14 protein-coding genes are annotated in these 13,841 nt (G+C 59.3%); 8 read left to right on the plus strand and 6 right to left on the minus strand.

Going from position 1 to position 13,841, the window contains the following annotated elements; all coding sequences use genetic code 11:
• The first annotated feature begins 10 nt into the window (after positions 1–10).
• The 4 genes from gcvH (at position 11) to BTN45_RS05795 (ending at position 5,013) form a co-directional block, all read left to right on the plus strand.
• Positions 11–373 (plus strand): glycine cleavage system protein GcvH, encoded by a 363-nt coding sequence (gene gcvH, locus BTN45_RS05780; RefSeq protein WP_207589257.1) that lies wholly within the window; start codon positions 11–13, stop codon positions 371–373.
• Positions 373–3,237, plus strand: a complete 2,865-nt coding sequence (gene gcvP / locus BTN45_RS05785; protein WP_207589259.1) for an aminomethyl-transferring glycine dehydrogenase — start codon at positions 373–375, stop codon at positions 3,235–3,237. Before gcvH ends, gcvP begins: the two co-directional genes overlap by 1 nt.
• 248 nt (positions 3,238–3,485) lie before the next feature.
• Positions 3,486–4,043, plus strand: coding sequence for a fasciclin domain-containing protein (locus BTN45_RS05790; protein ID WP_006697440.1), 558 nt, complete (start codon positions 3,486–3,488; stop codon positions 4,041–4,043).
• A 166-nt stretch (positions 4,044–4,209) separates the two neighbouring features.
• Positions 4,210–5,013: an endonuclease/exonuclease/phosphatase family protein gene (locus tag BTN45_RS05795; RefSeq protein WP_207589261.1), complete on the plus strand. Its 804-nt coding sequence runs from the start codon at positions 4,210–4,212 to the stop codon at positions 5,011–5,013.
• Positions 5,014–5,041: 28 nt separating this feature from the next.
• Here BTN45_RS05795 and BTN45_RS05800 read toward each other — a convergent pair whose 3' ends face one another.
• Positions 5,042–5,545, minus strand: coding sequence for a hypothetical protein (locus BTN45_RS05800; RefSeq protein WP_207589263.1), 504 nt, complete (start codon positions 5,543–5,545; stop codon positions 5,042–5,044).
• A gap of 193 nt (positions 5,546–5,738) precedes the next feature.
• Between BTN45_RS05800 and BTN45_RS05805 the strand changes: the two genes are divergently transcribed.
• Positions 5,739–7,025, plus strand: a complete 1,287-nt coding sequence (locus BTN45_RS05805; protein ID WP_246751665.1) for an MFS transporter — start codon at positions 5,739–5,741, stop codon at positions 7,023–7,025.
• Between the two features lie 58 nt (positions 7,026–7,083).
• Here the strand turns inward: BTN45_RS05805 and BTN45_RS05810 are convergent, their stop codons facing one another.
• The 5 genes from BTN45_RS05810 to cysG form a co-directional block, all read right to left on the minus strand.
• Positions 7,084–7,896 (minus strand): ferredoxin--NADP reductase, encoded by an 813-nt coding sequence (locus BTN45_RS05810; protein WP_207589267.1) that lies wholly within the window; start codon positions 7,894–7,896, stop codon positions 7,084–7,086.
• A gap of 146 nt (positions 7,897–8,042) precedes the next feature.
• Positions 8,043–8,549 (minus strand): DUF934 domain-containing protein, encoded by a 507-nt coding sequence (locus tag BTN45_RS05815; protein WP_004441835.1) that lies wholly within the window; start codon positions 8,547–8,549, stop codon positions 8,043–8,045.
• Positions 8,550–8,559: 10 nt separating this feature from the next.
• A complete protein-coding gene (locus tag BTN45_RS05820) occupies positions 8,560–10,230 on the minus strand; it encodes a nitrite/sulfite reductase (protein WP_035208803.1) in 1,671 nt (556 codons plus the stop codon).
• 8 nt (positions 10,231–10,238) lie between these two features.
• Positions 10,239–10,553, minus strand: coding sequence for a DUF2849 domain-containing protein (locus BTN45_RS05825; RefSeq protein ID WP_004441838.1), 315 nt, complete (start codon positions 10,551–10,553; stop codon positions 10,239–10,241).
• On the minus strand, positions 10,546–12,009 hold the full coding sequence (cysG, locus tag BTN45_RS05830) for a siroheme synthase CysG (protein WP_207589269.1): 1,464 nt from the start codon (positions 12,007–12,009) through the stop codon (positions 10,546–10,548). Before cysG ends, BTN45_RS05825 begins: the two co-directional genes overlap by 8 nt.
• Here cysG and BTN45_RS05835 point away from each other — a divergent pair.
• Genes BTN45_RS05835 through mazG form a run of 3 tightly spaced genes read left to right on the plus strand, consistent with a single transcriptional unit; the run spans position 11,995 to position 13,754 of the window.
• The gene (locus BTN45_RS05835; protein WP_022556178.1) at positions 11,995–12,303 is read left to right on the plus strand and encodes a hypothetical protein; all 309 of its coding nucleotides are present in this window, start codon (positions 11,995–11,997) and stop codon (positions 12,301–12,303) included. The two genes, cysG and BTN45_RS05835, sit on opposite strands and share 15 nt — an antisense overlap.
• Positions 12,269–12,856 carry a nucleoside deaminase gene (locus BTN45_RS05840; protein ID WP_006697434.1) on the plus strand — a complete coding sequence of 196 codons (588 nt, stop codon included), beginning with the start codon at positions 12,269–12,271 and terminating at the stop codon, positions 12,854–12,856. The genes BTN45_RS05835 and BTN45_RS05840 overlap by 35 nt, the downstream gene beginning before the upstream one ends.
• A gap of 52 nt (positions 12,857–12,908) precedes the next feature.
• Positions 12,909–13,754, plus strand: coding sequence for a nucleoside triphosphate pyrophosphohydrolase (gene mazG, locus BTN45_RS05845; protein WP_207589271.1), 846 nt, complete (start codon positions 12,909–12,911; stop codon positions 13,752–13,754).
• The last annotated feature ends 87 nt before the right edge of the window (positions 13,755–13,841 follow it).

The raw sequence follows: 13,841 nt of genomic DNA on the forward strand, positions 1-13,841 counted from the left end.
AGAGAACACGATGCTGAAATTTACTGCAGAACACGAATGGCTGAAGTTCGAAGGCGATGTCGCCACCGTTGGCATTACCAGCCACGCCGCTGAACAGCTCGGCGATCTCGTTTTCGTCGAATTGCCGGAAGTGGGTGCCACCTTCTCCAAGGATGGAGAAGCCGCAACCGTTGAATCCGTCAAGGCGGCTTCCGATGTCTATTGTCCGCTGGATGGCGAAGTGGTCGAGATCAACCAGGCCATCGTCGACGACCCCTCGCTGGTCAATTCCGATCCTCAAGGCGCCGGCTGGTTCTTCAAGCTCAAGCTTTCCAACGTTGCAGATGCCGATACGCTGCTCAACGAGGCAGCCTACAAGGAGCTGATCGCGTAATGACGACGCCCACCGAATTCCATTTCACCGACTATCAGCCCTATGATTTCGCCAACCGGCGTCACATCGGGCCGTCGCCGTCGGAAATGGCCGAGATGCTGAAGGTCGTCGGCTATAAGAGCCTCGACGCGCTCATCGACGCCACCGTTCCCTCCTCCATCCGTCAAAAAGTGCCTCTCACCTGGGGTGCGGCCTTGACCGAACGTGAGGCGCTGGATCGTCTTCGCGAGACGGCCAACAAGAACCAGGTCCTGACCTCGCTGATAGGTCAGGGCTATTACGGCACCATCACGCCGCCGGTCATCCAGCGCAACATTCTGGAAAACCCGGCCTGGTACACGGCCTATACGCCATACCAGCCGGAAATCAGCCAGGGCCGTCTTGAGGCGCTGCTGAACTACCAGACCATGGTCTGCGATCTGACCGGCCTTGACGTCGCCAACGCCTCGCTGCTCGATGAAGCGACTGCGGCCGCCGAAGCCATGGCCATGTGCCAGCGCGTCGCGAAATCCAAGGCGACCGCCTTCTTCGTGGATGCCAATTGCCATCCGCAGACCATCGCGCTGATCGAGACCCGTGCGGCCCCGCTCGGCTGGAAGGTGATTGTCGGCAACCCCTTCACCGATCTCGATCCGGTCGACGTGTTTGGCGCGATCTTCCAGTATCCCGGCACGCACGGACATCTCAGCGATTTCTCCGGCCTGATTTCCCGCTTGCATCAGACGGGCGCGATTGCCGCCGTCGCCGCCGATCTTCTGGCCCTGACGCTGCTGAAATCTCCCGGCGAAATGGGCGCTGACATCGCCATCGGCACCTCGCAGCGCTTTGGCGTTCCGGTCGGCTACGGTGGTCCGCATGCCGCTTACATGGCCGTCAAGGATGCGCATAAGCGCTCCATGCCGGGCCGTCTCGTCGGCGTCTCGGTCGATGCGCGCGGCAACCGCGCCTATCGCCTGTCGCTGCAGACCCGCGAGCAGCATATTCGCCGTGAGAAGGCCACCTCCAACATCTGCACGGCGCAGGTGCTGCTGGCAGTCATGGCCTCGATGTACGGCGTCTTCCATGGCCCGCAGGGCATCAAGGCGATTGCCCAGCAGACCCACCAGAAGGCCGTGCTGATGGCCAAGGGACTAGAAAAGCTCGGTTACACCATCGAGCCGGAGACCTTCTTCGACACGATCACCGTCGAAGTCGGCCATATGCAGGGCGTTATCCTGCGTTCGGCCGTCGCGGAAGGGGTGAACCTGCGCAAGGTCGGCGCCACCAAGATCGGCATGAGCCTTGACGAGCGTACGCGCCCGGCAACGCTGGAAGCCGTCTGGCGCGCTTTCGGCGGCAATTTCTCGGTCTCGGATTTCACGCCGGACTATCGCCTGCCGAAGGAGCTGCTGCGTACCAGCCAGTACATGACGCATCCGATCTTCCACATGAACCGTGCCGAAAGCGAGATGACGCGCTACATTCGCCGTCTTTCGGACCGCGATCTGGCGCTCGACCGCTCGATGATCCCGCTCGGTTCCTGCACCATGAAACTCAATGCGACGGCGGAGATGCTGCCGATCACCTGGCCGGAATTTTCCGACATCCATCCCTTCGTACCGGCCAATCAGGCACTCGGTTACAAGGAGATGATCGACGATCTCTCCGAAAAGCTGTGCTCGGTCACAGGTTACGACGCCTTCTCCATGCAGCCGAATTCCGGTGCGCAAGGCGAGTATGCCGGGCTTTTGACCATCCGCAATTATCACCTCGCCAATGGCGGGACACACCGTGATGTCTGCCTCATTCCGACCTCGGCGCATGGCACCAATCCTGCCTCGGCGCAGATGGTGGGCATGAAGGTGGTGCCGGTGAAAGTGCGGGACAACGGTGATATCGATATTGATGATTTCCGTGCAAAAGCAGAGCAGTACGCCGAAAACCTCTCATGCTGCATGATCACCTATCCGTCCACTCACGGCGTGTTCGAGGAGACGGTTCGCGAGATCTGCGAGATCACCCATAAGCATGGCGGTCAGGTGTATCTTGATGGCGCGAACATGAACGCCATGGTGGGCCTTGCCCGTCCCGGCGATATCGGCTCCGACGTTTCGCACCTTAACCTGCACAAGACCTTCTGCATTCCGCACGGTGGCGGTGGTCCGGGCATGGGGCCGATCGGCGTCAAGGCGCATCTTGCTCCTTACCTGCCCGGCCATCCGGCGACCGACGGCCGCGAGGGCGCGGTGTCTGCCGCCCCGTTCGGTTCGCCGTCCATCCTGCCGATTTCCTGGAGCTACTGCCTGATGATGGGCGGCGAAGGGCTGACGCAGGCAACCAAGGTTGCGATCCTCAACGCCAACTACATCGCCGAGCGGCTGAAGGGTGCTTATGACGTGCTCTACAAATCCGAAACGGGACGCGTGGCACATGAATGCATTATCGACACCCGCCCGCTGGCAGACAGCTGCGGCGTGACTGTCGATGACGTGGCCAAGCGCCTGATCGACTGCGGTTTCCACGCGCCGACCATGAGCTGGCCGGTTGCCGGCACGCTGATGATCGAGCCGACGGAATCCGAGACCAAGGCGGAACTCGACCGGTTCTGTGATGCCATGCTGGCCATCCGCGAGGAAGCCCGCGACATCGAGGAAGGCCGCGCGGACAAGACGAACAATCCGCTCAAGAACGCGCCGCATACGGTCGAGGACCTCGTCGGCGATTGGGACCGTCCTTATAGCCGCGAAAAGGGCTGCTTCCCGCCCGGCGCATTCCGCATTGACAAATACTGGTCGCCGGTCAACCGCATCGACAATGTCTATGGCGACCGCAACCTCATCTGCACCTGCCCGCCGATGGAGGCCTATGCCGAGGCGGCCGAATAAGCTGTCCTTCGTTCGAGCCAGAAAGCCCGGAGCGATCCGGGCTTTTTCGTTTTCCGTCCCGTCGCAGGACGAACCCTCGGCTTTCGCGCGCCGGGACCATGTTTTAAATCAGCCATTTATCTTTTTTTTCCGGCTCGCCTGAAACTTTGCGAGACCGGCTTCCGTCTCTTGTGTCGCTACGGATAACCGATAGCGGCCGCTGGAAGAGCCACCTTTCGGGGCCTTGGATGTCACAAGGAGGAATAATGATGTACAAGCTTTCCGTTCGCGCCCTGACGCTGGCTGCAGCTCTTTCCATCGGCACGGTTTCGGCCTATGCCGCGAACCCCAAGGTGGGCGGCGCGGCGATGTTCGAGGACAAGAACATCGTTGAAAATGCGGTGAACTCAAAAGACCACACGACCCTCGTCGCCGCGGTAAAGGCTGCCGGACTTGTGGAAACACTTCAGGGCAAAGGACCGTTTACGGTTTTTGCACCCACCAACGAGGCTTTCGCGGCCCTTCCGAAAGGCGCGGTCGACGATCTTCTGAAGCCAGAGAACAAGCAGAAGCTGGTCAAGGTTCTCACCTGCCACGTCGTTGCAGCCAATGCACTGTCATCCGCCATCGAAAAAATGATCAAGGATGACAAGGGCGAGCACGACGTGAAGACGGTCGGCGGCTGCGTACTCAAGGCAAAAGAAAGCATGGGAAAAATCACACTTACCGATGAGAATGGCACGGTCGCCCATGTCACCATCGCTGATGTTAAACAATCCAACGGCGTCATACATGTCATAGACAAGGTGCTGCTGCCGAAAATGTAAGGCAGCGCCGCAGCGCCAATCTGGGCTCGAACGACTAAGGCCCGAAGCAATTCGGGCCTTCCTCATTCAGGTGGGCGTAATCCCGGCCGTGAAAAGGAACGGGGTGTGATTGATCTTCATCGCTTCCATGCTAAATCGGATCACACAATCAAGCGATGGAGTGTGCATGCGCCTTATCTGCCTGAACGGTTGGGGCGGAAAGCTCCACGATGAGCTGGTTCCTTACATCTCCCTGTCCGACCCGGATATCTTGTGCCTGCAGGAAGTGGTGCATACGCCCGCTGCCGAAGAGGATTGGTTGACCTATCGTGATCACGGCATCGAGCTTCCGCAGAGAGCGAATTTCCTCCGCGATGTCGCCGATGCCCTGCCGGATCATGTCGCGATGTTCTGCCCCGCGGCGCAGGGTGATCTCTGGCAGGGTACGACTAGATATTTTTCCCAATGGGGACTGGCCACATTCGTTCGCAAGTCCATCGCCATCGTTGCCCAGGCGCAGGGCTTCGTCCATGGGACCTTTTCTGCGGACGGATATGGCGATCATCCACGGTCACGCACCGGCCATGCCATCAGGGTTTTCGACTTTGCCACTGGACAGCCGGCTGTCATTGCCCATATGCACGGGTTACGCGACCTCGACGGCAAACACGATACCGCCGCCCGCCTGGCGCAGGCAAAACGACTTGTGAACCTCGTCAACAACATTGCGGAGAATGGCGACCGGGTGATCGTATGCGGCGATTTTAATGTCCTGCCCAACAGCGAAACCTTTACCGTGTTGAATGAACTCAATCTTGTCGAGCTCGTCACGACCCGCGGTTTCACAGATACCAGAACCTCACATTACGCCAAGCATAACAGATATGCCGACTACCTGCTGGTCAATCCGGCGGTGAAAGTTGATCGTTTCGACGTCGTTAGACAGCCCGAAGTCTCGGATCATTGCCCGTTGCTGCTTGAATTCAGCTGAAGAACTGGAGGTGCTATGCGTAGGCTCTTCAACGCACCAGCTGGATGTCGCTCGTCACCACCGTCTTGCCGGTCCTGCCGTCCTTATCGGTCGTGCGCAGCCGCAAGCCATTGGCTCCGACCTTTTCGATGGTCATGGCGGCAACGCGGTCGCCGTTGATATCGCGGTTCCATCGCACCGTCAGATTGATGGCGTTTCCTTTTCTTGTGCCCGATAGTGCGGACGGCCGACCGGAAGGGCCCGTATAGGCGCCGCTATAGCGCCCGCCCTTCTCCGAGAGATCGGCTGCGATCGCGCGCCTTACCACCAGAAGACCGCGGCAAGTGCCGGACATGTTGAGTGACGATGATCCCGCGTTGGAATTCAGCGTGCAGCTGACGTTAATGGGCGGTGTGCCGATCCGGGTAATTACGGTTCCCTTTCCCGCCCACGTGCCCTTCATCGAGGAGAGAAAAGCGCCCTCGTCCGCGTAAGCAGGCTGGGTTGCGAGCAATCCGACCGAAAATAAAACTGCAAGAGCCTTGATCTTCATGGCGATTATCCGTTTTTCCACGAAGCCTAACTCACAAATGCCGTTAAACGTTCCTCCAGCTAATCCCGCAACGGGCAAAAATATCGGAACATCCCTGCTGATGTCGTGCCAATGCAACCAAATGCGGGCACAGATGTTTCTCGCCAGCCTCGATCAATTTTTCGATTCCCTGCATATTTCTCGGAGTATTTTCATGACGACTGTAGGCGTTGCGGCACCACACGGCCGCCTTCCTTCCGGCGGCCTGCCGCATAGCGGTGGCATCTCGGATCGCACGCTTTTTGCCCTTGCTGCACTGAATTTCTTTCTCGCCGACGCCCGCGACGGTCTCGGGCCGTTTCTGGATGCATTTCTGGCGACACGGGGCTGGTCTTCGCTCTCGCTGGGCATGATCGCCACGGTCGGCGGCCTTGTGGGTCTGCTCGCCACGCCGCTTTGTGGCGCCCTGGTAGATGGAACGACGTGGAAAAGGACGCTGATTGCCATACCCGTCGTCCTCGTGACCATCGGCGCGCTGATCACCTTGATCTTTCCCGATGTTTGGATCGTCTGGACCGGCCAGATCATGACGGCCGTCGTCGGCGCCGTGGTCGGCCCGGCGCTTGCCGGCCTCACGCTCGGCCTTGTCGGCGAGCGCCTGTTTTCCCATCAGATTTCGCGCAACGAGTTCTGGAACCACGGCGGCAATTTCGCATCGCTCTTCGCGACTTATGTCGTCGTCACTTTCTTCGGCATGAACGGCATCATCGGCCTGATGCTGCTGACCGCTGCGGGTGCTCTGGTCGCGACGGCGGCCATCGACCCCGAACGCATCGACCACAAGGTGGCGCGCGGCCTTGGCGAAGACAGGGGCGAACCCGGTCCATCCGGCATCGCGGTCTTGCTGCAGGAACGCGGACTTATCTTTCTGGCCATCATCCTGCTCGTCTTCCACTTCGGCAACGCGCCGATGGGCCGGTTGATCGCGCAGGATTTCGCCATCGAACTTCAGACACCCTTCCGCACCACTGCGATCATTACCGGCGTCGCGCAATTTGCGATGATTTTCGTCGCCGCCATGGCGCCTTGGCTGATACGACGTTTCGGTCTCTCAACCGTCTTTATCATCGCGCTGGTCGCACTGCCGATCCGCGGCGTTCTCGCTTCCGCCTTTACGGACTTCTGGGTCATTTTCCCCGTCCAGTTTCTGGACGGTGTCGGAGCGGGGCTGCTCGGCATAGTCACGCCGGTTGCGGTGGAGAGAATTTTGAAGGGCACGGGCCGCTTTAATGTCGGTCTTGCCAGCGTCATGATGGTTCAAGGAATCGGCGCGTCATTCAGCAATGTCGTCGCAGGTTGGCTGGTGACGAAGGGCGGTTATTCACTGTCGCACCTTGTCGGCGGCGGCATTGCGGCAATCGCCATCGGGCTTTTCCTGCTCTATCGCAACGAGATAGCGCCTAAACAGAATAATGATGGCCTATCTCAAGGAAGGCAGTAACGGCGCAAACAGAAAAGGAGGCCATCTGGCCTCCTTATATGTCGTAGACCGTGTTCCGTCAGCCGACGAAAGCGCGTTCGATCACGAATTCGGCAGGCTTGTTGTTGGCGCCTTCGGTAAGACCGGCATTCTCAAGCAGTTCCTTGGTATCCTTGAGCATCGCCGAGGAACCGCAGATCATGCCGCGGTCAATGGCCGGATCGAGCGCTGGTACGCCGAGATCGGAAAACAGCTTGCCGTTTTCGATCAGCGTGGTGATGCGGCCCTTGAAAGGATAATCTTCGCGGGTCACCGTCGCATAATGCTTGAGCTTGTCGCCGACAATCTCGCTGAGGAACTCGTGGTTCTTGATTTCCTCGACCAGATCGAAACCGTATTTCAGTTCGGCCACATCGCGGCAGGTATGGGTGAGGATGACCTCTTCGAACTTCTCATAGGTCTCGGGATCGCGGATCAGGCTCGCGAAAGGCGCAATGCCGGTGCCGGTGGAGAACATGTAAAGCCGTCTGCCGGGCGTTAGCGCATCGAGAACCAGCGTGCCTGTCGGCTTCTTGCGCATCAAAACGGTATCGCCAGGCTTTATCGCCTGAAGATGGGAGGTCAGCGGACCATCCGGGACCTTGATCGAGAAAAATTCCAACTCCTCGTCCCAGGCGGGGCTGGCGATGGAATAGGCGCGATAGATCGGCTTGTCGCCGACAATCAGGCCGATCATGGCGAATTCGCCGGAACGAAAACGGAAGCCGGCCGGACGCGTCATGCGGAAACGGAACAGATGATCCGTATAATGTTCCACCGACAAAACCGTCTCGGCATAAACACCATCGGGTATCTTGATCGCGAAATCTTCCGTCTTGGCTGGCGCGTTCATTTAGGTTCCGTCCATTCTATTCGATGAGCGACATTCTCCGACCGGGCAATTATACCATTTCTGCTCCGGTTTGAAGGCATGAGAATGTCAATACTGCCATGTGCGTAGGAAATATGTATCAGAAACTCATATTTCCGTGCAACGTGTCACAGAGACGCACGTCGACGCCAGCTATAAGCCTCGCCGTCGCTCGCAGGCCTGGCCGTCGGCTGGTAATAGACCGGAATTTCCGGCAGGCGATTTTCGGACAGGCGGCGGATCGCCGTACCATTCGTCACCGCAAAGCTTGTGAAGCCGGTACGCAGCATGAGCGGCACCTGATCGATCAGCACGTCGCCAATCGCCCTCACCTCGCCTGTGAAACCGAGGCGGCTGCGCAGCAGCGACGCGTGGCTAAAACCACGGCCGTCGTTGAAAGCCGGGAAACTCACCGCGACAAGCTCGATACGGTCAAGATAAGGTTCCAGCCGGGTCACATCATCGGCCGGCGCAATCAGCACCCCGAGACCGATATCGTTGCTTTCGGCCGCACGAACCAGAAAATCGGCAAGCGGCAGCACGGACTTCTGCTCAGCCACCGCTTTTAATTCTTCCGTTTCGATCACCCAGGGATCGTTCTCCACGAAGCCGTCGCGGGTCCAGATTTTCGTCATGACATTCTCCTCAGGCGGCTTCGGCGGCGGAACCGTAGAGCGCATCCTTGAACGGTTGCGGCCCGACGCGGCGATAGGCTTCAAGGAAATTCTCTTCCTTTGAAAGGCGAAGCCCGAGATAGGTGTCGACGATGGTTTCAACCGCGTCGGTCACCTTTTCCGGTTCGAAGCCGCGACCGATGATCTCACCAATCGAGGTGTTTTCGTCACCCGATCCGCCAAGCGTGATCTGGTAGAGTTCCGCACCCTTCTTTTCCACGCCCAGCAGCCCGATATGACCGACATGGTGGTGGCCGCAGGCATTGATACAGCCGGAAATCTTGATCTTCAGCTCACCAATTTCCGCCTGACGCTCCGGCGAACCGAAGCGGGTAGAAATTTCCTGCGCCACCGGAATGGAGCGCGCATTGGCAAGCGCGCAATAATCCAGCCCGGGACAGGCGATGATATCGGTGATGAGCCCGGCATTGGCGGTCGCAAGACCCGCGCCTGCAAGTGCACGATAGACCGGCTCGAGGTCAGCCAGCGCCACATGCGGCAGGATGATGTTCTGCTCATGGCTGATGCGGATTTCGTCGAAGGCATATTCCGCGGCAATATCGGCGACCAGCTCCATCTGCTCATCCGTCGCGTCGCCCGGGATGCCACCGATCGGCTTCAGCGAGATCGTTACCATGCCGTAGTCCGGATGCTTGTGCGGGGCGACGTTCTGCTCGACAAAACGGGCAAAGCCCTCGTCGGCGCGCTTCCAGCGCGCCAGGCTTTCCCAGCCTTCCGGCCGGTCCTTCAGCGCCGGCGGCGCGAAATAGGCGGTGATGGCGGCGATATCGGCATCCGGCAGCTTCAATTCGGTGTTCTTGAGTTCCGCAAATTCGACCTCGACCTGACGGGCCAGTTCTTCCGCACCCGTCTCATGCACGAGGATCTTGATGCGCGCCTTGTATTTGTTGTCCCGACGACCATGCAGGTTATAAACCCGCATCACGGCCGTGGTATAGGACAGGAGATCTTCTTCCGGCAGGAAGTCGCGGATCTTCTTGGCGATCATCGGCGTGCGCCCCTGTCCACCACCGACATAAACGGCAAAGCCGATCTCGCCCTTGTCGTTCTTTTTAAGATGCAGCCCGATATCGTGAACCTGAATGGCCGCACGATCGCGTTCGGCACCCGTCACTGCAATCTTGAACTTGCGCGGCAGGAACGAGAATTCCGGATGCACGGAAGACCATTGGCGCAGGATCTCGGCATAAGGACGCGGATCAGCAACCTCGTCGGCCGCAGCGCCAGCGAAATGATCCGCAGTGACGTTGCGAATGCAGTTGCCAGAGGTCTGCAGCGCGTGCATTTCCACGCTTGCCAGTTCGGAGAGGATATCCGGGGTATCAGAGAGGCGCGGCCAGTTATACTGGATGTTCTGACGGGTGGTGAAATGGCCGTAACCCCGGTCGTATTTACGGGCAATATGCGCCAGCATTCGCATCTGCTTGGAATTCAGCGTACCGTAGGGGATGGCGACGCGCAGCATATAGGCGTGCAGCTGAAGATAGACACCATTCATCAGGCGCAATGGCTTGAATGCGTCCTCGGCCAGCTCACCGGATAGCCGGCGCTCCACCTGATCGCGAAACTGCGCCACGCGGCCTTCAACAAATGCGTGATCGAACTCGTCGTAACGGTACATATTCTTCCTCAGACTGCGATAAATGCTGCATCGGCCGGCTTGTAGCCGGTCGCATAGTGCACGGTCGGGCCGGCGGCGCGAATGCGCTCGCGCAGGCGCGTCGGCCAGAGCTTGCCGTTCTCTTCCACAACGTCGACGATATTAACGTCAACGACCTTGTTGGCGGAAAAATCCCGCTTGCCGATCTCCTCGAACGAGGCGACCGCTTCCGCATGGCGGGCGACGATTGCGCCCTGCAGGTTTTCCGTCCATTCGCCGTTGGCGTCGAGCCAGACGGCAATGCCATCGCTCAGGCGGTTGGCGGTCAAAACCTTGTCAGCCATTTACATACTCCCGTTTGAGGTCCGCCGGCCTTCCGGCAAGCGCAAGCGCCTCGGACCTGTCGAAATTGGCGCCTGCCACCGCATCGCCGATGATGACCATTACAGGACCGGTCAGTTCATCGCGATGTTCAAGGTCGGGCAGATCGTTTAATGTTCCGTGCAGCAGGCGGCGATCAGCGCGGCTGGCGTTTTCGATAACGGCGACGGTGGTTTCCACACCGAGCCCCGCTTCGATAAGCCTTGTGGCCACCGAGGCAGCGACGCTGCGGCCCATATAGACGGCAATGGTCGCACCGGAAACGGCAAGCCGGGCCCAGTCGGGCAGAACATCGCCAGTCAGATCGTGACCGGTGGTGAAAATCAGCGACGAGGCGACACCACGCAGCGTCAGCGGCAGTTCAAAATCCGCAGCGGCGGCGAAGGCCGACGTGATGCCAGGCACGATCTCGTAAGCGATGCCGGCATCGCGCAGCGCTGCCATCTCCTCGCCCGCACGGCCATAAACCAGGGGATCGCCGGATTTGAGGCGTACGACGCGCTTGCCGTCCTTGCCGAGACGCACCAGCAGGCGGTTGATCTCGTCCTGCGACTTGCTATGGCAGCCCTTGCGCTTGCCGACCGATAGCCTCTCGGCGTCGCGACGGCCCATATCGATGATCGCCTGCGGCACCAGCGCATCGTAAACGATGACGTCGGCTTCCATCAGCACGCGCTGCGCGCGCAGCGTCAGAAGATCTTCCGCACCGGGCCCGGCGCCGACAAGCCATACGCGGCCTTCGCTGCGTTCGGGCGACCGCAGAAGACGGTCGACAGCCTGATGGGCGGCCGGGGCGTCGCCGACGGCGACGGCATCCGCAACTGCACCGGAGAAAAATCGCCGCCAGAAATTGCGCCGCAACGCGCCCTTCGGTACGGTTTGTTCCGCTGCACTGCGGTACTGCACGGCAAGATGTGCGAGCTTGCCAAGTGAAGGCGACAGCATCTGGTCTATGCGCGCGCGGATCATCTGCGCGAGCACCGGCCCTGCCCCTTCGGTGCCAATAGCCACCGCGACGGGTGCCCGGGACACGAGCGCCGGCGTGAAGAAATCGCAGAATTCCGGCTGGTCCACCGCATTGGCGGGGATTTTCCGGGAACGCGCGGCAGCAACGATGTCCCTGTCCAGAACAGCCTCGCCAGTTGCAGCAAAAACCAAGGTCGCACCGTCAATCAGATGGCTGGCAAAAGCATGAGGCCGATGATCGATGCCGTGTTCGCGGAGATAAGTTGCGTAATCAGCCTCCGGCTCGTCGGCATAGGCAATGATATGCGCATTGGTATTGGCAAGAAGCCTAACCTTTGCGAAGGCCTCATCGCCATTTCCGAAGACGCCAACCTGCCTGCCCTCGACCCGGAAGAACGCGGGGAAGGTTGAAAGGCGATCGCTGGCAGCGGAAAAATCATGTTCGTTGTGCATTGGACATATATCCCGCATCGCGGCGCAAGATTGAAGAAACAGAAATTCAAGCCTTTCCGGCACCTGGATTTTTATTTCTCGAACACCCCGGTTTTGGAGGAAAACAAACCGGCCTCTGTTTCCCGCACGCCTGGAGGCTTCCAAGCGCAGCGCGAATCCCTTGACAAACCCGGCCCCCGCGCCGAACAAGGGAAGACAATTTGCCATCTGTTTTCCATGCGAAGACCGCTTTATACAAGCGGCAAGAAGGACCGCCCCCTTGACCAGCCAGCCACTTTCCGCCCGCCTTCTTGATGTCATCGAACACGATATCCTGCCGTTGACGGCGCGCGGTGTCAGCCTTGGCAACAAGGTTTTTGGCGCGGCAATCCTGCGTAAGTCCGACCTGTCGCTGGTGGTTGCGGAAACCAACAACGAGCTGGAAAATCCGCTCTGGCACGGCGAGGTGCATACGCTGAAGCGGTTTTACGAACTGGGCGAAAAGCCGAATACGAAGGACCTGATTTTCCTCTCCACCCACGAACCCTGCACCATGTGCATGTCCGCCATCACCTGGGCCGGTTTCGACAATTTCTACTCCTTCTTCAGCCACGAGGATTCGCGCGACGCTTTCGCGATCCCGCATGATCTGAAAATTCTGAAGGAAGTCTTCGGGTTGGAGCCGGGCGGCTATCGCCGCAACAACGCTTTCTGGAACTCGTATTTCATCACCGATCTGGTGGAAGCCGAGGAGGATCCGCTGAAGAGCACGTTGAAGGCGCAGACCGCCCGCATCAAGGCGGCCTATGACGATCTGTCCACCAGCTATCAGTCGTCGAAGGGCGGCAACGATATTCCTCTGAATTAAGCGCGGAACTGGACGGCCGGACCGGCATAAACACAAGCGAAGGTTTGAGCATATGGAAGCCTCGAAGGACATTTCCCGCCTGATCGAGATCATGGAAGCCCTGCGCCAGCCGGAAACCGGTTGCCCGTGGGATGTCGTCCAGACCTTCGAGACGATCAAGCCCTATACGATTGAAGAGGCTTATGAAGTCGCCGACGCCATCGAGCGCGGGGACATGGACGATCTTTGCGAAGAACTGGGCGATCTTCTGTTGCAGGTCGTCTTTCATGCACGTATCGCCGAAGAGCGCGGTGAGTTTGCCTTCGGCGATGTGGTGCATGCCGTCACCTCGAAAATGATCCGCCGACACCCGCATGTCTTTGCCGCCTCCGAGGCCGATACGCCCGACAGCGTCAAGCTGCAGTGGGACCGGATCAAGGCCGAGGAAAAACGCGAGCGCGCAGCGCGCCGTGCGCGCCGGGGCATCACGGAGGATTTCAAGGCCGGCTTTCTCGGCGGTGTGCAACGCAGCCAGCCGGCGCTGACCGAAGCGCTCAAACTGCAGGAACAGGCGGCGCGCGTCGGTTTCGACTGGTCGGACCCCGCCCCCATTCTCGACAAGATCGAAGAAGAAATCGCCGAACTGCGCGAAGCGCTGGAGGAAGGAAGGCCTGAAAAGGTCTCAGACGAACTGGGCGACCTGATCTTCGCCCTCGTCAATATCGGCCGTCACGTCAAGGCCGATCCGGAAAACGCGCTGCGCGGCACCAACACGAAATTTCGCAGGCGCTTCAACCACATCGAAAAGTCGCTCGGCGAAAATGGCGAGACGCTGGAGGAAGCAAGCCTCGAGAGGATGGAAGACCTCTGGCAAGCGGCAAAGCGCATCGAACGCTCGCTCGATAAGGTCACGTCCTGAGGGGCGGGACGCCTCACGATTCGAGCGCCGGTTTTCTCCGCCCGCAGCCGAGCTGCATCATCGAAGAAGAATGGAAACAGTCGAGGG

Source organism: Rhizobium sp. ZX09 (assembly GCF_017357485.1).
Lineage (GTDB): Bacteria > Pseudomonadota > Alphaproteobacteria > Rhizobiales > Rhizobiaceae > Agrobacterium > Agrobacterium pusense.

Coding starts and splice junctions, on each gene's coding strand:
- gcvH (WP_207589257.1), top strand. CDS start 11: ATGCTGAAATTTACTGCAGAACACGAATGGCTGAAGTTCGAAGGCGAT.
- gcvP (WP_207589259.1), top strand. CDS start 373: ATGACGACGCCCACCGAATTCCATTTCACCGACTATCAGCCCTATGAT.
- BTN45_RS05790 (WP_006697440.1), top strand. CDS start 3,486: ATGTACAAGCTTTCCGTTCGCGCCCTGACGCTGGCTGCAGCTCTTTCC.
- BTN45_RS05795 (WP_207589261.1), top strand. CDS start 4,210: ATGCGCCTTATCTGCCTGAACGGTTGGGGCGGAAAGCTCCACGATGAG.
- BTN45_RS05800 (WP_207589263.1), bottom strand. CDS start 5,545: ATGAAGATCAAGGCTCTTGCAGTTTTATTTTCGGTCGGATTGCTCGCA.
- BTN45_RS05805 (WP_246751665.1), top strand. CDS start 5,739: ATGACGACTGTAGGCGTTGCGGCACCACACGGCCGCCTTCCTTCCGGC.
- BTN45_RS05810 (WP_207589267.1), bottom strand. CDS start 7,896: ATGAACGCGCCAGCCAAGACGGAAGATTTCGCGATCAAGATACCCGAT.
- BTN45_RS05815 (WP_004441835.1), bottom strand. CDS start 8,549: ATGACGAAAATCTGGACCCGCGACGGCTTCGTGGAGAACGATCCCTGG.
- BTN45_RS05820 (WP_035208803.1), bottom strand. CDS start 10,230: ATGTACCGTTACGACGAGTTCGATCACGCATTTGTTGAAGGCCGCGTG.
- BTN45_RS05825 (WP_004441838.1), bottom strand. CDS start 10,553: ATGGCTGACAAGGTTTTGACCGCCAACCGCCTGAGCGATGGCATTGCC.
- BTN45_RS05835 (WP_022556178.1), top strand. CDS start 11,995: ATGTTCGTTGTGCATTGGACATATATCCCGCATCGCGGCGCAAGATTG.
- cysG (WP_207589269.1), bottom strand. CDS start 12,009: ATGCACAACGAACATGATTTTTCCGCTGCCAGCGATCGCCTTTCAACC.
- mazG (WP_207589271.1), top strand. CDS start 12,909: ATGGAAGCCTCGAAGGACATTTCCCGCCTGATCGAGATCATGGAAGCC.